The organism is Kitasatospora sp. NPDC043950 (assembly GCF_056435345.1).
The window spans coordinates 82709-99636 of record NZ_JBWKER010000024.1 but is presented as its reverse complement, the minus strand read 5'-3'; the positions used below and the strand labels follow the sequence as shown (position 1 = coordinate 99636).

General features: G+C 73.4%; 16 protein-coding genes. 8 read left to right on the top strand and 8 right to left on the bottom strand.

Annotated elements, in window-relative coordinates:
- Positions 1-127 precede the first annotated feature (127 nt).
- Complete coding sequence (locus AC07BF_RS18075) at positions 128-700, bottom strand: hypothetical protein (RefSeq protein ID WP_363585303.1); 573 nt, start codon at positions 698-700, stop codon at positions 128-130.
- Positions 701-1067: 367 nt separating this feature from the next.
- Between AC07BF_RS18075 and AC07BF_RS18070 the strand changes: the two genes are divergently transcribed.
- Together AC07BF_RS18070 and AC07BF_RS18065 are read left to right on the top strand one after the other, a co-directional pair.
- On the top strand, positions 1068-2573 hold the full coding sequence (locus AC07BF_RS18070) for a glutamate-cysteine ligase family protein (protein WP_363585302.1): 1506 nt from the start codon (positions 1068-1070) through the stop codon (positions 2571-2573).
- A gap of 76 nt (positions 2574-2649) precedes the next feature.
- Positions 2650-3438: a CPBP family intramembrane glutamic endopeptidase gene (locus AC07BF_RS18065; protein ID WP_363585301.1), complete on the top strand. Its 789-nt coding sequence runs from the start codon at positions 2650-2652 to the stop codon at positions 3436-3438.
- Here AC07BF_RS18065 and AC07BF_RS18060 read toward each other — a convergent pair.
- From AC07BF_RS18060 to AC07BF_RS18035, 6 genes are all read right to left on the bottom strand, one after another.
- Positions 3416-3949 carry an HAD domain-containing protein gene (locus AC07BF_RS18060; protein ID WP_063350210.1) on the bottom strand — a complete coding sequence of 178 codons (534 nt, stop codon included), beginning with the start codon at positions 3947-3949 and terminating at the stop codon, positions 3416-3418. The genes AC07BF_RS18065 and AC07BF_RS18060 overlap by 23 nt on opposite strands.
- A 99-nt stretch (positions 3950-4048) precedes the next feature.
- Complete coding sequence (locus AC07BF_RS18055; protein ID WP_363585300.1) at positions 4049-5317, bottom strand: MFS transporter; 1269 nt, start codon at positions 5315-5317, stop codon at positions 4049-4051.
- Positions 5318-5377: 60 nt separating this feature from the next.
- Positions 5378-6079: a dienelactone hydrolase family protein gene (locus AC07BF_RS18050; protein WP_363631920.1), complete on the bottom strand. Its 702-nt coding sequence runs from the start codon at positions 6077-6079 to the stop codon at positions 5378-5380.
- Between the two features lie 54 nt (positions 6080-6133).
- Positions 6134-7543 carry a sugar porter family MFS transporter gene (locus AC07BF_RS18045; RefSeq protein ID WP_363585298.1) on the bottom strand — a complete coding sequence of 470 codons (1410 nt, stop codon included), beginning with the start codon at positions 7541-7543 and terminating at the stop codon, positions 6134-6136.
- A gap of 242 nt (positions 7544-7785) precedes the next feature.
- Positions 7786-8439 (bottom strand): FMN-binding negative transcriptional regulator, encoded by a 654-nt coding sequence (locus AC07BF_RS18040; protein ID WP_363585297.1) that lies wholly within the window; start codon positions 8437-8439, stop codon positions 7786-7788.
- A gap of 14 nt (positions 8440-8453) precedes the next feature.
- Entirely contained in the window at positions 8454-9125 is a 672-nt protein-coding gene (locus AC07BF_RS18035; RefSeq protein WP_363585296.1) for a pyridoxamine 5'-phosphate oxidase family protein, read from the bottom strand.
- A 34-nt stretch (positions 9126-9159) separates the two neighbouring features.
- Here AC07BF_RS18035 and AC07BF_RS18030 point away from each other — a divergent pair, with 34 nt between their 5' ends.
- Entirely contained in the window at positions 9160-10497 is a 1338-nt protein-coding gene (locus AC07BF_RS18030; protein ID WP_400985845.1) for an aminotransferase class I/II-fold pyridoxal phosphate-dependent enzyme, read from the top strand.
- A 225-nt stretch (positions 10498-10722) separates the two neighbouring features.
- Positions 10723-11940 carry a GDSL-type esterase/lipase family protein gene (locus tag AC07BF_RS18025; RefSeq protein ID WP_363585294.1) on the top strand — a complete coding sequence of 406 codons (1218 nt, stop codon included), beginning with the start codon at positions 10723-10725 and terminating at the stop codon, positions 11938-11940.
- Positions 11941-12083: 143 nt separating this feature from the next.
- On the opposite strand, the gene AC07BF_RS18020 is transcribed toward AC07BF_RS18025, so the two are convergent.
- Positions 12084-13442, bottom strand: a complete 1359-nt coding sequence (locus tag AC07BF_RS18020) for an NAD(P)/FAD-dependent oxidoreductase (protein WP_363585293.1) — start codon at positions 13440-13442, stop codon at positions 12084-12086.
- Between the two features lie 169 nt (positions 13443-13611).
- Between AC07BF_RS18020 and AC07BF_RS18015 the strand changes: the two genes are divergently transcribed.
- The 4 genes from AC07BF_RS18015 to purB all read left to right on the top strand — a co-directional run bounded on the left by AC07BF_RS18015 (position 13612) and on the right by purB (position 16923).
- Complete coding sequence (locus AC07BF_RS18015; protein WP_079136059.1) at positions 13612-14367, top strand: HipA family kinase; 756 nt, start codon at positions 13612-13614, stop codon at positions 14365-14367.
- Entirely contained in the window at positions 14364-14780 is a 417-nt protein-coding gene (locus AC07BF_RS18010; RefSeq protein ID WP_363585292.1) for a DUF3037 domain-containing protein, read from the top strand. Before AC07BF_RS18015 ends, AC07BF_RS18010 begins: the two co-directional genes overlap by 4 nt.
- A 119-nt stretch (positions 14781-14899) precedes the next feature.
- A complete protein-coding gene (locus AC07BF_RS18005) occupies positions 14900-15355 on the top strand; it encodes a MarR family winged helix-turn-helix transcriptional regulator (protein WP_363585291.1) in 456 nt (151 codons plus the stop codon).
- Between the two features lie 137 nt (positions 15356-15492).
- Positions 15493-16923 (top strand): adenylosuccinate lyase, encoded by a 1431-nt coding sequence (gene purB / locus AC07BF_RS18000; protein ID WP_363585290.1) that lies wholly within the window; start codon positions 15493-15495, stop codon positions 16921-16923.
- The last annotated feature ends 5 nt before the right edge of the window (positions 16924-16928 follow it).

Below are 16928 nucleotides of genomic sequence, written 5' to 3'. Positions count from 1 at the left end.
CCTTGGCTATATGCCCCGGGGGGCGAGGGGGGGTCGTCCTTCCTGGGTGGTGCGGGCGGGAGAGGGCCCCCCACCCGCTGCGGGCCACCGGGGTGGTGGCCCGGCGGCCCGGCGGCGTGGGGTCGGCTCAGGAGGAGCCGAGCAGCAGTGGCTTGGCGAGCGGTGCCCGGGCGAGCAGCGGCAGCAGCTCGCCGGCCGGGTAGGCGCGGTGCGCGGTGACGCCGAGCGGGGCCGGGGCCAGCGGGATCAGCTGGTCGGCGGCCGGGTCGGCGTCGGGGCCGTGCAGCCACAGTGCCGTCGCGTACTGCCCGGGGAAGGTCAGCAGCCGGGGCTGCTGGCGGGACCGGGAGCCCTGGGCGAGCTGCCAGGCCTGGCGCAGCGCCCGGACCGTCGAGTCGAGGTAGGGGCCGGCGGTGAAGTGCGAGAAGGTGTGGCCCTCGACGGCCTGGACGACCTCCGCGGCGGCGGCGACCTCGGCGCCGTCCTTGATCAGGAATCGCCAGCCCGTCCGGCGGGCGGCGCGCAGCTCCGGGCGCGGCCCGTCCAGGACGTGGACGGCGAGCGGGTGCGCGGGGAGCAGCGGGCCGACCGGATGGCGCAGTGCTGCGGCGGCGGGTTGGCGCAGCGCGGTCTCCGAGTCGAGTGCGGCCAGGACGGCGCGCAGGGCGCTCGGCGGGGGCTGGGGGGTCTGCAGAGTCATGGCGGGGTCCGCCTCTCCGTGCGAGATCGGCGTGCGAGTGCGGCATACCGGCGTGGCGCGGCGTGTCATCGGTGACGGGACCTGGCCGTGTCCGGTTGTGCATGATCGCGGTGCCGGCGCGGTCGCCGCCGTCGACGAGGGTTTCGAGGCGGAGCGGGCCGGCCGGAGCGCAGTGCGAATTCTATCGAACAGGTGCGCAGGGTGACCTGTTTATCACAGGCGGTGGCGCCGGGCAAGTCGGCAGATCTGCTGAATATCCGTCAGTTTCCTTGCATTGCAAGCCAGTACGAGCATTCGGGTATCGATCTTCGAGGTGGGCATGATGCTTGCACGGTCGGGTCGGCCGGTGTCTCAGGAGGAGGGGACCGTGGGCGAGAAGGTCGTGGCGACTCGGGCTGATCTGGCGGACCGGCAGCTGTACCGGCGCAAGCTCCAGGCCTGCCTCGACGCGCTGGGGCGGATGCTGCGCGAGGACCGGTTCGACCGGCCGCGGGCGGTCATGGGCCTGGAGATCGAGCTCAACCTGGCCGACGAGGACGGCCTGCCGGCACTGCGCAACGCGCAGGTGCTGAGCGCGATCGGCTCCAGCGACTTCCAGACCGAACTGGGCCAGTTCAACGTCGAGGTGAACATCGTGCCGCACCGGCTGTGCGGGCACGTCTTCGAGGATCTGCGCGAGGAGCTCGAAACCGGGCTGCGCTACGCCGACCGGCGGGCCGCCGAGGCCGGTGCCCGGATCGTCATGGTGGGGATCCTGCCGACCCTGGAGCACGGTCACACCGGCCTGGACGCGATCTCCCACAACCCGCGCTACAGCCTGCTCAGCGACCAGATCCTGGCCGCCCGCGGCGAGGACATCGCGCTGGACATCGAGGGCGTCGAACACCTCCAGCTGGAGACCATCACCATGGTGGCCGAGGCCGCCGCGACCTCCCTGCAACTGCACCTTCAGGTGACCCCGGAACGCTTCTCCTCGGTGTGGAACGCGGCCCAGGCGATCTGCGGGGCGCAGCTCGCGCTCGGCGCCAACTCGCCGTTCCTGTTCGGGCGGGAGCTGTGGCGGGAGACCCGTCCGGTGCTGTTCCAGCAGGCCTGTGACACCCGTACGGCGGAACTCAAGGCGCAGGGCGTCCGGCCGATCACCTGGTTCGGCGAGCGCTGGGTGGACTCGGCGTACGACCTGTTCGAGGAGAACCTGCGGTACTTCCCCGCCCTGCTGCCGATCTGCGACGACGAGGACCCGCTGAAGGTGCTCGCCTCCGGCGGCGCGCCCCGGCTCGCCGAGATGCGGCTCCACAACGGCACGATCTACCGCTGGAACCGGCCGGTGTACGACATCGCGGGCGGGACCGCGCACCTGCGGGTGGAGAACCGGGCGCTGCCGGCCGGGCCGACGGTGGCCGACACGCTCGCGAACGCCGCCTTCTACTACGGGCTGGTCCGGGTGCTCGCCGAGCAGCCCCGGCCGGTCTGGACCCGGCTGCCGTTCGAGCGGGCCGACGAGAACTTCCGGCAGGGCGCCCGCTACGGCATCGACGCGGTGTTCCAGTGGCCGAGGGCGGGCCGGGCGGGCCGCGGCGGCGGGCTGACCACGGTGTCCGCCGTCGACCTGGTGCTCAACGAACTGTTGCCGATGGCCCACCAGGGCCTGGACGAGTGGGGCGTGGAGCCCGCCGACCGGGACCGCTACCTGGGGATCATCGAGCAGCGCTGCCTGCGCCGCACCAACGGCGCGGCCTGGCAGAGCGCGACCTTCCACCGGCTGCGCGAGCAGTACGGGATGGACCGCCCGGCCGCGCTCGCCGCGATGACCAGGCGCTACATCGAGCACATGCGCACCGGCGAGCCGGTGCACACCTGGCCGGTCGGGTAGCCGGACCGCTGTGTCAGGATGATCGCTCCGGCGGTCGGCCGACGGCCGGAGCGACGCCCGCCACGCTGGAGCCCCCGTGACCACCCTCCCGACCGCACCGGAGACCGCGAAGCCCACGCGCCGGCTGCTCGGCGTGGAACTGCTGATCGTCCTCGGACTCTCCCTCGGGGCCAGTGGCGTCAGCGCGCTGATCAGCTTCGCGGCCTCGCTCACCGAACCGATCCAACTCGGCCAGCAGGTCGCCACGTTGAACGGCTCGCGGGCGCCCGGCCGGCCCTGGCTGGACCTGGTGTGGCAGCTGTACTACATCGGGCGCGGGCTGATGCCGGTGGTGCTGGTCGGGTACCTGCTGGTGCGCGAGGGCGCCGCGCTGCGGGTGCTCGGCTTCGACCTCGGGCAGAAGCTGCGCGACCTCGGCCGGGGCGCCGCCGTGGCGGCCGCGATCGGCGGCTCCGGGCTGGTGCTGTACCTGGCCTCGCAGGCGGCGGGCTACAACCTGACGGTGGCGCCGTCCGGGCTGCCGGACGTGTGGTGGCGGATCCCGGTGCTGGTGCTCTCCGCGTGGCAGAACGCCGCCCTGGAGGAGGTCGTCGTCCTCGGCTACCTGCTGCGCCGGCTCGGGCAGCTGGGCTGGTCGTGGCCGGCGGCGGTGGTGGCGAGTTCGGTGCTGCGCGGCTCGTACCACCTGTACCAGGGGGTCGGCGGGCTGGTCGGCAACATGGTGATGGGGGCGGTGTTCTGCCTGCTCTACCGGCGCTGGGGGCGGGTGATGCCGCTGGTCGCGGCGCACGCGTTGATCGACACGGTGGCCTTCGTCGGGTACGCGCTGCTCGCCGGGCACGTCAGCTGGCTGCCGACCCCCTGAGCGGGAGGCGGCCGGCCGGGGTGCGCGGCGGCCGGGCGAGCAGGCGGTCGACGTGCCGGCGCTCCAGGCCCGGGCCCGGGTCGATCGGCAGCAGCAGGCGGTCGCGGCGCCAGAGGGAGTTGCGGACCAGCCGCGGCGGGATGACGTCGTCCACCCAGGCGAACGGGCGGCCTGCGGCGTAGCGCAGCAGCGGGGCCCACTTGCGGGCCGAGAGCAGCTCCATCAGCGGGACGCGCGGGTCACCGGGCTGCGGGACGTCGCCGGTGAAGCGGACCAGCGGGAGGGCGGGCAGGCCGATCGCCGGGGCGATGTGCGCATTGGCGTGCTCCTCCCAGGTGGTGGCCCACACGAGTTCGTAGGTGCCGGCCAGCTCGCGCAGCCAGGCGCCGTGCCGGGCGGAGAGGAGCACCGAGTAGCCGAGCAGGGTGTGGGTGTCGAACCCGGCGTCCGGGTGCGGGCAGACCGGGTTGAGCACCCCGTCGACGTCCAGGAACAGCAGCGGCTTCGGCACCAGTGGCCCCCAGAGACGGTGGTGTGACTTACCTGGTCGGACGAACCTGGCGTACCAGTGGTTGCGTACGGCCGGGCGCACGCGGGGCGCACGGGGCGCTCACGGCGCGGCCACCGGCTCGGCGGCGGCCACCGGTGCGTCGACGGTGCTCCTGCGGGCCAGCCGGCGGACCTGAGGCTCCAGCAGCACGACCGCGCTGAGCACCAGGCAGACGACGGCGCAGGCCCACAGCGCGCCCGAGAGGCCGAGCACCGTGGCCGCCGGGCCGGCCAGCGCGATGCCGATCGGGGACAGCGAGAAGGAGCCGAGCTCGTCGTACGCGGCGACCCGGGAGAACATCTCCTCGGGGATCTCCTGCTGGAGCGCGACCATCCAGTTGACGCCGAAGACGGTGACGCCGACCCCGGACAGGAACATCGCGAGGGCGAGCAGCGGCAGCGGCGCCTCCGCCGCCAGCGCCAGGGCGGGCACGCCGAACAGGAACACCCCCCAGTTGCCGACCAACAGGATCCGGCGGGGCCGCCAGCGGGCCATCAGCACGCCGGTCACCACCAGCCCGACGCCGTAGGCGGCCATCGCCAGGCCCCAGTCGGACGCCCCGCCGAGGCGCTCCTTGGCGACCGTCGGCCCGTACACCGATTCGACCGCGCCGATGCAGGCGACCAGGACGGAGAACTGCGCCACGACCACCCAGAGCCAGCGGCGGGAGGCGAACTCCCGCCAGCCCTCCCGCAGATCGCGCAGCATGCTGTGGCCCTGCGGGGCGGGCGCCTGCTCGGCCTCCAGGAAGAACCGGAGCGAGGCGGCGACCAGGAAGCAGGCGCCGTCCAGGGCGAGCACCCAGCCGGGGCCGACGGCGGCGGTGAGCGCGCCGCCGAGCGCGGCGCCGCCGATCTGGGAGGCGTTCTGGCCCATCCGGAACACCGAGAAGGCCCGGGCGGCGTGCTCCGGGGCGACGGCCTGCAGCATCATGCCGCCGGAGGCGGGGGAGTAGAGCGCGTACCCGGCGCCGCCGGCGGCGGAGAGCAGCATCAGCTGCCAGAGCCGGATGTCCCCGGCCAGCACCAGTGCCGCCAGGACGACCTGGGACAGGCCGCTGAACAGGTTGGCGGCGACCATGAGGTGGTGCCGGGGCATCCGGTCGGCGAGGGCACCGCCGACCACCAGGAGCAGGACGGTGGGCAGCAGCCGGGCGGCGGTGACGTAGCCGACCTCGGACGTGGTGCCGCCGTGGCCGAGCACGGCGAAGGCCGTGGCGATGGGGGCACCGGCGTTGCCGAGGCCGCTGACCACGGTGGCGGCGGTCTGGATGCGGAAGTTGCGGCTCGCCCAGGCGAGGCGGCGGGGGCGCGGAGGTCGGGTCGGCACCTGGAGACTATGGCCGCGGCTCGTACGGCTGTCCAACGGGTTTTCACGGCTGGGACGGGCTCAGCCCAGGTGGCCCCAGAGGAAGGTGAGGGTGCGGCGCCAGGCGGTCGCGGCCTGGAGCGGGTCGTAGGTGCCGAGCGGGTTCTCGTCGTTCATGAAGGCGTGGCCGGCCGGGTAGAAGTGGATCTCGGGGCGGACGTCGGTGGCCTCGCCGATCCGGATCGCGGCCTCGTCGACGGCGGCCATCGGGATCGAGCCGTCCAGTTCGCCGTAGTGCCCCAGGACGTGGGCGGTCAGGCCCCGGTAGTCGAAGTCCGGGTCGGGCGGGAGGCCGTAGAAGGGCACCACCGCGGCGACCCGGTCGCCCTCCCGGGCGGCCAGCAGCAGGGCGAAGCCGCCGCCCATGCAGAAGCCGACCACGCCGACCGCGTCGCCGACCACGCCCTCCAGGGCGAGCAGGTGGTCGACGGCCCCGGAGAGGTCCTCGACGGCCCGCTCGACCGGGAGCTCGCGGGTGAGCCGGGCCGCCTCGGTGCGGTCGTGGGTGGTGGCGCCGCCGAACAGGTCGGGGGCCAGCACGGTGAAGCCCTCGGCGGCGAACCGGTCGGCCATCGTCGCGACGTGCGTGGTGAGGCCCCACCACTCCTGCACCACCACCAGGCCCGGCCCGACGCCCTGGGGCGGGCGGGCCAGGTACCCGTGCGCGGTGCGGCCGTTGCTCGGGAAGGCGACGTTCTGCCGGGAGCCGCCCTGGTCAGGCATGGGTTCCTCGCGGTGGGTCGGGCCGGATGCGGCGGGGACTCGACGGGGGCGGGCTCAGCCCATCTCCTCCAGGGCGCGGCCCTTGGTCTCCTTGATGCAGAAGGCCACGAACGGGATGGAGAGCAGCGCGAAGGCCGCGTAGATGACGTACGTCGCCGACAGGTTCCAGTCGGCGAGGTCGGGGAAGCTGACGGTGATCGCCCAGTTGGCGATCCACTGGGCCGAGGCGGCGACGGACAGCGCGAGCGCGCGGATCCGGTTGGGGAACATCTCGCCGAGCAGGACCCAGACCACCACGCCCCAGGAGAAGGCGAAGCAGAGCACGAAGACGTGCGCCGCGACCAGGGCGACGGTGGCGTGGGTGTTGTCGAGCGTGGCGGTGTCACCCGTGCCGTGCCGGTACGAGAACGCCCAGGCGGCGGTGCCCAGCGCGAGCGCCATGCCGATCGAGCCGGCCAGGGCGAGCGGCTTGCGGCCGATCCGGTCCACCAGCGCCATCGCGATCACCGTGCCGATCACGTTGATGATCGAGGTGGAGAGGCTGATCAGCAGCGAGTTGGACTCGTTGATGCCGACCGACTGCCAGAGGAACGAGGAGTAGTAGAAGATCACGTTGATGCCGACGAACTGCTGGAACACCGAGGCCCCGATGCCGACCCAGACGATCGGCAGCAGGCCGAACCGCCCGCCGAGCAGGTCCTTGAGCCGGGGCTTGTGCGAGGACTCCAGCACCGTGCGGATCTCCGCGACCCGGGCGTCCAGGTCGACGTCCTCGCCCTCCACCTCGCGCAGCACCTTGCGGGCCTGATCCTCCCGGTGGTCGGCGATCAGGTAGCGCGGCGACTCCGGGATGGCGAGCGCCATCAGCCCGTACACCAGGGCCGGGATGGTCTCCACGCCGAGCATCCACTGCCAGGCCTGGATGCCGCCCAGGTGGCCGGTGGACTCGCCGCCGGCGGCCTGGTTGATCGCCCAGTTGGCGAGCTGGGAGACGGTGATGCCGAGCACGATCGCCATCTGCTGGAAGGACGCGAGCCGGCCCCGGTAGGCGGTCGGCGCGACCTCGGCGATGTAGGTGGGCGCGATCACCGAGGCGATGCCGATCGCGATGCCGCCGACCACGCGCCAGGTGGCGAGCACCTGGATGCTCGGCGGGAACATCGAGCCGATGCCGCTGATCGCGAACAGGGTGGCGGCCAGCAGCATGGTGCGGACCCGGCCGAGGTGGTCGGCGAGCCGGCCGGCGGCCACCGCGCCGGCCGCCGAGCCGAGCAGCGCGATGGCCACCACGAAGGCCGTTTCGCCGTTGCCCACGGCGAAGTGCTTCTGGATGCCCGTCACCGCACCGTTGATCACCGCGCTGTCGTAGCCGAACAGGAACCCGCCCATCGCGGCGGCGGCGGAGATGAAGATGACGTGCCCGAGGTGGGCCTCGCCCGCCCGATGGCTGTTGAGTGTGGACAAGCGCGCTCCCCGAGGTGGACGGGCCCGCTCTGACGGCCGAGTGGGCAGGACTCGTCTCACATTCGAGCAGCGACGGGGCCGCCCTGCTCGAATTGGAGGCCGATCGGGTGATCCGGGGTCAGTCACCCGCGGTGTGATGGGCCGTTCGCGCCGGGAGCGTGAACGGTCGGACGCGCCCCACGGTCAGCCGGCGCGCCTGCCGGGCCAGTTGACGTGCCCCCCGGTCACTCGGTGCGTCCCGGTCAGCCGACGCGCCGCTGGTGCCGGCGCAGCAGTTGGGTGCGGGCGGCGGCGTCCTGGTCGCGCCGGGGGTGCGGGGCGTTCGCGCGGTCGGCCTCGCGCTCGGCCAGCCGGTCGGCGATCGCGTGCTGGGCGTCGGCCGGCTTCTTGTCGTCGTACTTGAACTTGGCCCGCACCTCGCGGACCGTCAGGCGGAGCCCGCGCAGGCCGGGGAGCAGCCGGGAGAACTCGCCCTCACCGGGCACCACCCGGGTGTCCGGCGTCTCCGGCTGGAAGTGCGCCAGCTGGCGGTTGAGGATCTCCGCCTTGCCCGCCGCGGACTCGACGAGCTCGGCGGTGCAGTGGAAGTGGACGGAGGCGTAGTAGCTGGTGGGCGTGCCCGGCTCGCCGCGCCAGTGGCCGGGCGCGAAGGCGTAGCCGTCGGTGACCGCGAGGGTGACCTGCGGGTCGGCCCGGACGGCGGCCAGCAGCGGGTTGGGCGCGGCGAGGTGGAGCAGGATCTCGCCGCGCCCGGCGTCCAGCAGGAAGTGCGTCGGGACTAGCACCGGGCCCTCGCCCGGTCCGCCGTTGGCGGCGAGCAGGCCGAAGTCGCGGCCCTCGGCCAGCCAGGCGCGCCACTCCTGTTCGTCGCCGCGGTCCCAGGATCTGATCAGCATCGGCGGGCCCTCCGTCAGCGGGGGTAGCCGCGCAGGTGCGCGGGCAGCGGGACGGTGGTGGAGGCGGCCGGCTCGGGGGTGCCGTGCACGGTGGTGACCGGGATCAGGCCGGACCAGTGGGGCAGGTCGAGGTCCTCCGGGTCGTCGTCGGCGCCGTCCGCGCGGGTCTTGGCCGAGACCTCGTCCAGGTCGAGCCGGAGGACGGCGGTGGCGGCGAGTTCCTTGGCGTTGGCCGGGCGGACGTCGGCGGAGCGGCCGGGGATCGCGTGGTCGACCAGCGCGGCCAGCGCGACGTCCAGCTCCTCGGGGTCGGTGACCTGGTGGGCGGTGCCGTGCGCGATGACCGAGCGGAAGTTGACCGAGTGGTTGAACGCGGACTTGGTCAGCACCAGCGCGTCGACCAGGGTGACGGTGAGGCAGACCGGCAGGCCCTGGTCGGCGGAGGCGTTGCGCAGCGGACGGCTGCCGGTCGAGCCGTGGACGTACAGCCGGCCGCCGACGCGGGCGTAGATGGTCGGCAGGACGACGGGGGCGCCGTCGGCGACGAATCCGAGGTGGCAGATGTACGCGTGGTCGAGGATGTCGTGGATCGCCTCCTGCTCCCAGGTGGCGCGGTCCTTGTAGCGGGTGGGGGTGGTGCGGGGGGTGCGGGAGTAGCTGGCGGAGCCTTCTGAAGGGGCCGACATGACAACCTCTATGTACTAGTGCATAATTTGCTTTGTGCTAGGAGACTATCCGCTGAAAGGGCGACGCGCCAGCGAAATCGCGTCCCACATCGAACAGGGCGTGAGCACCGGGCGCCTCGCCCCCGGAACCGCGCTGCCCCCGCTGCGCGACCTCGCCGCCGAACTCGGCGTCAACCCCAACACCGTCGCCGCCGCCTACCGGCTGCTCCGCGACCGCGGGGTGATCGAGACCGCCGGCCGCAAGGGCAGCCGGATCCTCCCCAGGCCCGCGCTCACCCCGCGCGACCAGATCCGCGTCCCCGTCCCCCCGCACGCCCGCGACCTGTCCGGCGGCAACCCCGACCCGGCTCTGCTGCCCGACCTCGCCCCGGTCCTCGCGGCCGCCGCCGGGGCCGCCCACGCCGAGCCCGTCCTGTACGGGCACCCGGCCGTCGACCCCGGGCTGCTCGCGCTCGCCCGCGCCTCCTTCGAGGCCGACGGCCTGCCCGGCGGCCCGATCGCCGTCGCCTCCGGCTCGCTCGACACCATCGAGCGCATCCTCGCCATCCGGCTGCGCCCCGGCGACGCCGTCGCCGTCGAGGACCCGGGCTGGGGCAGCCTGCTCGACCTGCTGCCCGCGCTCGGCCTGCGGCCCGCGCCCGTCCGGCTGGACGACGAGGGCCCGCTGCCCGACTCGCTCGCCGCCGCGCTGGCCGAGGGCGCCCGTGCGGTGGTGGTCACCAGCCGGGCGCAGAACCCGACCGGCGCCGCGCTCACCGCCCGCCGGGCCGAGGAGCTGCGGGCCGTCCTGGCCGAGCACCCCGGCGTGCTGCTGATCGAGGACGACCACGGGCACGGCATGGTCGACCAGCCGTACCACTCGCTGGTGGGCGCCGGCGCGCGGCACTGGGCCGTGGTGCGCTCGGCGGCCAAGGCGTACGGCCCGGACCTGCGGCTCTCGGTGGCCGTCGGCGACCAGGACACCATCGGGCGGGTCACCGGGCGGCTGCGCCTGGGCGCCGGCTGGGTCAGCCACCTGCTCCAGCGGGCCGTCGCCGAACTGTGGCGCACCGACGCGGTGCCGGTCGCCCGGGTGGCCGGCGTCTACCGGGCCCGCCGGGACGCGCTGCTCGGCGAACTCGCCGCGCGCGGCATCGAGGCGCACGGCGAGAGCGGGCTGAACGTCTGGGTGCCGGTGCCGGACGAGACCTCCGTGCTGGTGGCGCTGGTGCAGCGCGGCTGGGTCGCGGCGCCCGGCGCGCGCTACCGCGTCCAGTCCCCGCCCGGGCTGCGGCTCACCGTGGCCCAGTTGGAACCGGCGGACGCGCAGCGGCTGGCCGAGGACCTGGCGGCCGTGCTGGGGGCGGGCGGGGCCGGTTCGCGGCTGGTGTGAACCGGGCCGCGCCGGTCCGGTTCGACCCGTGCGCTCCGCCGGTCTGAACCCGGTGCTCCGCTGGTCTGAACCCGGCGGTAACAAAGCGGGAAACCTGGTGCAGATACCTAGCGGTAACCAGTGCGGGCATGTCATGTTCATCGCGCCACCGGCCGGCGGCCCACCCTCACCTAGGCGTCTCCCCGTCCCCACCGCACGGGGAGACCGAGCCGCAGGAGTTCCGCCGTGCCCGAAAACAGTTCGAGCATCACCCGCAGCGCCCCTCGACTCCGCCGACGGCTGCTCACCGCGGCCCTCGCCCTCCCGCTGGCCGCCGGCGGTCTGATGGCCGGCGGCCTCGCCACCGCCGCGTCGGCCGCCGCGGCCCCCTCCGTACCCCTCGCCGCACCGGGCGGCCCCACCGCCAGCGTCACGCTCGGCGACAGCTACATCTCCGGCGAGGCCGGCCGCTGGATGGGCAACGCCGCCGGCACCAGCGGCAGCCGGGCCGGTACCGACCGCGCCTGGAACGGCAGTTCCGCCGACGCCTCCCGGATCTACGGCCCCACGGCCGCGAGCGGCTGCGACCGCTCCGACGTCGCCGAGGTGCTCAGCGCCTCCACCGGCGCGCAGAACGAGATCAACCTGGCCTGCTCCGGCGCCGTCACCGCGAACATCTTCCGCGCCGCCAACGGCGGCCAGACGCTCAAGGGCGAGGCCCCGCAGGCCGACCAACTCGCCACCGTGGCACGGCAGAACAGCGTCAAGCTGATCACGCTGTCGATCGGCGGCAACGACCTCGGCTTCAGCGGCATCATCTCCAACTGCGTCCAGGACTACCTCATCTGGTACTCCTACTGCCACGACTCCGCGCAGTCCTCGATCGACTCGAAGATGCCCACGGCGATGGCCGGCGTCGGCAAGGCGATCGACGAGATCCGCGCGGTGATGGCCGGGGCCGGCTACGCGCAGGGGGACTACCGCCTCGTCCTGCAGTCCTACCCCTCGCCGATCCCGCGCAGCGCCGAGATGCGCTACCCGGAGAGCGGCTGGACCCGCTCGAACACCGGCGGCTGCCCGTTCTGGGACGGTGACGCCGACTGGGCGCGCGACTCGATGGTGCCGCAGATCTCCAAGTCGCTGGCCGGGGTCGCGGCGTCCAAGGGCGCCCAGTTCCTCGACCTCTCCGACATGCTGCAGGGCCGCGAGGTCTGCTCGACGGCCACCCGGCAGCCGACCGCCACCGCCGGACCGTCCGCGACCACCAGCGAATGGGCGCGCTTCCTGGACGGCGGCCTCAACTCCACGCAGGGCGTGCTGCAGGAGTCGATGCACCCCAACTACTACGGGCAGCAGGCGCTCGGGCGCTGCCTGACCCTGCTGTGGGGGCAGAGCAGCGGCGACTACGCGTGCCGCAACACGGCGGGGCAGGACGCGGGCGGGATGTACCTGGCGGCGCGGTGACGTCGTGACACCGGGACGTTGTGACGCTGGGTTGTTCCGGCGCGCGGCTGTCGTGACGCCGTGATGTCGTGACGCTGGGCTGTTGTGACGCGATGCCCGGTGCCCGTTTCCGGATCGGTTTCCGGAGGCGGGCGCCGGGCGGCTCAGCCCTTGGCGAGCAGCGCCTGGGCGTGCGCCCTGACCTGATCCTTCGTCAAGTAGGAGTCGGTGTACTCGAAATCGCGCATCCGGGCGGGCTGGCGGGCGAGGAAGCCGGTCCGGACGAAGTCGTCCCCGGCGGTCGCGTTGAGCAGCCAGTTGGCGCCCACCCGGAACTTGGCCGCGTTGGTGCGCATCGCCATCAGGTGGTAGCCGCGGGCCACCAGCTGGGCCGGCACTCCGTGCAGTTCCACGCCGAGCGGCTTGGACACCGCGTCCTTGCCACCCAGGTCGACCACCAGGCCCAAGTCCTTGTGGTAGTAGGGCTCCAGAGGCTGGTTGCGGAGCGCGGCGATCACGTTGCCGGCCACCACGCGGCCCTGCCGGGCGGAGTGCTGGGCGGTCGGCGGGCAGACCGCGCCGTCGCCCTTGGCGAGGTCCGGCACGGCGGCCGCGTCGCCCAGCGCGAACACGCTCTCGAACTGCGGCACCCGCATCTCCGCCGTCACCGCGAGCCGGCCGCGGACCGTCTCCGCGTCCAGCGTGCCGATCAGCGGGCTCGCGGCCACCCCGGCGGTCCAGATCAGCGTGCGGCAGGGCAGTACTCGGCCGTCGGTGAACTTGACCGACTCGGCGCCGACTTCGGCCACCGAGACGCCCAGCGACACCTCGATCCCGCGGCCGCGCAGCACCTCCAGAGCGGCCAGGCCCAGCGCGTCGCCCAGCTCCGGCATCAGCTTCGGGGCGATGTCGATCAGGTGCCACTTGATCTGCCGGGCGTCCAGGCGCGGGTAGCGGTGGGACGCGGCGGTGGTCAGGCGTTGCAAGCAGGCGGCCGTCTCGGTGCCCGCGTAGCCGCCGCCGACGACCACGAACTGGAGCCGGGACTCGCGCTCCCGCTGGTCCAGGGTGGCCGAGGCGAGGTCGAGTTGGGCGATCACGTGGTCGCGGACGTAGGCCGCCTCGGCGAGCGTCTTCATCCCGCGGGCGTAGTCGGTCAGGCCGGGGATGTCGAAGGTGCGGGTGACGCTGCCGGGGGCGAGGACCAGGTAGTCGTACTTCTGCGCCACCACCTCGTCGGTGATCTTGCGGACCACGCACACCTTGGAGGCCGGGTCCACGCCGATCGCGCCGCCCGGAACGATGTGGGTGCGGCGCAGCGTGCGGCGCAGGGAGACCGCGACCGACTGCGGGGTCAGCACGCCGGCCGCGACGTGCGGCAGCAGGGGCAGGTAGAGCTGGTAGCTGAACGGTGTGACCAGCGAGATCTCGGCCTCCGACGGCGCGAGCTTGCGTTCGAGTCGACGGGCGCACTCCAGGCCGGCGAAGCCGCCGCCCACGATCAGGATCCGAGGTCGTTCCATCGCTCATCCCTTTGCCGTGCAGGTCGTAACCGCGAAGGTCCCCATTGCTGTCCGCCACACTCGCACGGAGCAGCGGGGGCTGCCACCGGGGTGGGGCGGATGGTGGAGGGGTGGGACGGGGCGTACGGAGGGGAGGAGGTGACGGGTCGGCACCGATAGGCTGTCGGGCGTGCTCCCCGAGGTGACGGCGGTCCGTTATGTGACGCCACTGCGAGAAGGCGGCTCGATGCCGGGCCTGGTCGAGGCCGACGACCGGCGGCTGTACGCGCTGAAATGGGTCGGCGCGGCGCAGGGCCGGAAGGCGTTGGTGGCGGAGGTGCTGGCCGGGGAGTTGGGCCGGCGGCTCGGGCTGCCGGTGCCGGAGCTGGTGACGGTCGACCTGGATCCGGTGCTGGCCCGCAGCGAGCCGGACCAGCAGGTCCAGGACCAGATGCGGGCCAGTGGCGGGACCAACCTCGGGATGGCCTTCGTCAGCGGCGCGCTCAACTTCGACCCGCTCTGCTTCGAGGTGGATCCGGAGCTGGCCGGCCAGGTGCTCTGGTTCGACGCGCTGATCGGCAACGTCGACCGCTCCTGGCGCAACCCCAACCTGCTGGTGGCGACCGGCGGGCTGCGGCTGATCGACCACGGCGCGAGCCTGATCTTCCACCACCACTGGGCGGGCGCCGCCGCCTGGGTGCGCCGCCCGTACGACGCCTCCGACCACGCGCTGCTGCGGGCCCGGCCGGACCTGACGGCCGCCGACAAGGCGCTCGCACCGCTCGCGGAGGCCGCGATCGAGGGCGCGGTGGCGAGGATCCCGGAGGTCTGGCTGCTGGACGAGCCCGGCTTCGACTCGCCCGAGGCGGTGCGCGCCGCGTACCGCGCCCAGCTGACCGGCCGACTGGCCGGTCCGCGCGACTGGCTGCCGGAGGTGCCCGCATGACCGAGCCGAGGACGCCCGCGCTGCCGGCCGCCGTCGAGCTGCACGACTACGAGTACGCCGTGATCCGCGCGGTGCCGCGGGTGGAACGCGGCGAGTGCGTCAACGTCGGGGTGCTGCTGTACTGCCGCCAGAACGGGTACCTGGCCGCGCGCACGCACCTGGACCAGGCCCGGCTGCTGGCGCTCGACCCGGTGGCGGACGTGAACGGGGTGCGGCGGGCGCTGCACGGGATCGAGGCGGTCTGCGCCGGGGGGCCGGAGGCCGGCCCGGCGGCGGGGGACAGCCCGGGGCAGCGGTTCCGCTGGCTGACCGCTCCGCGCAGCGCGATCGTCCAGCCGGGGCCGGTGCACACCGGGCTGACCGCGGACCCGGACCCGGAGCTGCGGCACCTGTTCGATCAGCTGGTGCTCTAAGCTCTGTCGACCGGCCGGAGGCTTCGTCGACCGGCCGATGCTGCAGTTCCGGTCAAGCCGTCGACGGTTGCCGTGGTCAAAGCTTGAGTTGCTGAAGCACTTGGCCGTACGCTGACCCCATGGGTTCGACAGCGACGACGACCGTACCGACCAACGCCGAGTTGATGGAAGCGTTGGCCGCCGTCGGCGCCGCGTATTTCCAGGACTTCGCGGCGGCCGCGGCCCGGCACGGGCTCTCCTCCTCGCAGGCCAAGGCGCTCGGCGCGGTGCAGGAGCCGGTGCCGATGCGGGCGCTGGCCGGACGGCTGGGCTGCGACGCGTCCAACGTCACCGGGATCGTGGACCGGCTGGAGTCGCTGCGCCTGGCCCACCGGGAGGCCGCCGCTGGCGACCGCCGGGTGAAGATCGTCGTGATCACGGACGAGGGCCGGGAGATCCTGAACCGCATCCGCGGCGAGATGGCCCGCACGCACCAGGCGTTCGAGGCGATGACCGACGAGCAGCGGATCGCGCTGCACTCGATCTGCGCGCAGGTCCTGCCGGTACTGGCCGGCAGGTCCGGCGCCGCCCAGTAGGCCGCCCGGCAGCGGGCCGCCCCGCGCCCGGCGGGAACCGTCGGGCGGGCCCGGTCGGAGCCGTCCGCTCCGGCCCGGGCCGGAGCCGCCCGATGCGCCGACGTTCCGGCTGACCTCGGCTGTTAGGCTTGCGAAGCGTGAGCGCGAAGCCCCAGATCCCCAATGTCCTGGCCTCCCGGTACGCCTCGGCGACCCTGGCCCAGCTGTGGTCCCCCGAGCACAAGGTGGTCCTTGAGCGCCACCTGTGGCTCGCCGTCCTGAAGGCCCAGCAGGACCTCGGTGTCGAGGTACCGGCGAACGCCGTCGCCGACTACGAGCGGGTGATCGACCAGGTCGACCTCGGCTCGATCGCCGCCCGTGAGCGGGTCACCCGCCACGACGTGAAGGCCCGGATCGAGGAGTTCAGCGAGCTCGCCGGCCACGAGCAGATCCACAAGGGCATGACCTCCCGGGATCTGACCGAGAACGTCGAGCAGCTGCAGATCCGCCAGTCGCTGGAGCACGTGCGCGACCGCACGGTGGCCGTGCTGGTCCGGCTGGCCCGCCTGGCCGCCCAGCACTCCGAGCTGGTCATGGCCGGCCGCTCGCACAACGTGGCCGCGCAGGCCACCACCCTGGGCAAGCGCTTCGCGTCGATCACCGACGAGCTGCTGGTCGCCTTCCGTCGCCTGGAGGAGCTGATCGCCCGCTACCCGCTGCGCGGGATCAAGGGCCCGGTCGGCACCGCCCAGGACATGCTGGACCTGCTCGGTGGCGACACCGACAAGCTCGCCGAGCTGGAGCGCCGGGTCGCCGGGCACCTCGGCTTCGAGAACGTGCTGATCAGCGTCGGCCAGGTCTACCCGCGCTCGCTGGACTTCGAGGTGCTCACCGCCCTCGTCCAGCTGGCCGCCGCGCCGTCCAGTCTGGCCAAGACCATCCGTCTGATGGCCGGCCACGAGCTGGTCACGGAGGGCTTCAAGGAGGGCCAGGTCGGCTCCTCGGCGATGCCGCACAAGATGAACACCCGCTCCTGCGAGCGCGTCAACGGCCTGGCCGTCATCCTGCGCGGCTACGCCTCGATGACCGGCGAGCTGGCCGGCGACCAGTGGAACGAGGGTGACGTCTCCTGCTCAGTGGTGCGCCGGGTCGCGCTGCCGGACGCCTTCTTCGCCTTCGACGGCCTGCTGGAGACCTTCCTGACCGTCCTCGACGAGTTCGGCGCCTTCCCCGCCGTGATCGAGGCCGAGCTGGACCGCTACCTGCCGTTCCTCGCCACCACCAAGGTGCTGATGGGCGCGGTGCGCGCGGGCGTCGGCCGGGAGACCGGGCACGAGGTCATCAAGGAGCACGCCGTCGCCTCCGCGCTGGCGATGCGTGCGGGCGCCCGCGAGAACGAGCTGCTGGACCGGCTGGCCGCCGACGAGCGGATCCCGCTGGACCGGGCCGGGCTGGACGCGCTGCTGGCCGACCGGCTCTCCTTCACCGGTGCGGCCGGTGCCCAGGTCGCCGAGGTGGTCCGCCAGGTGGAGGCCGTCGCCGCCGCCTACCCGGAGGCCGCCAAGTACGCGCCCGGTGACATCCTCTGACGATT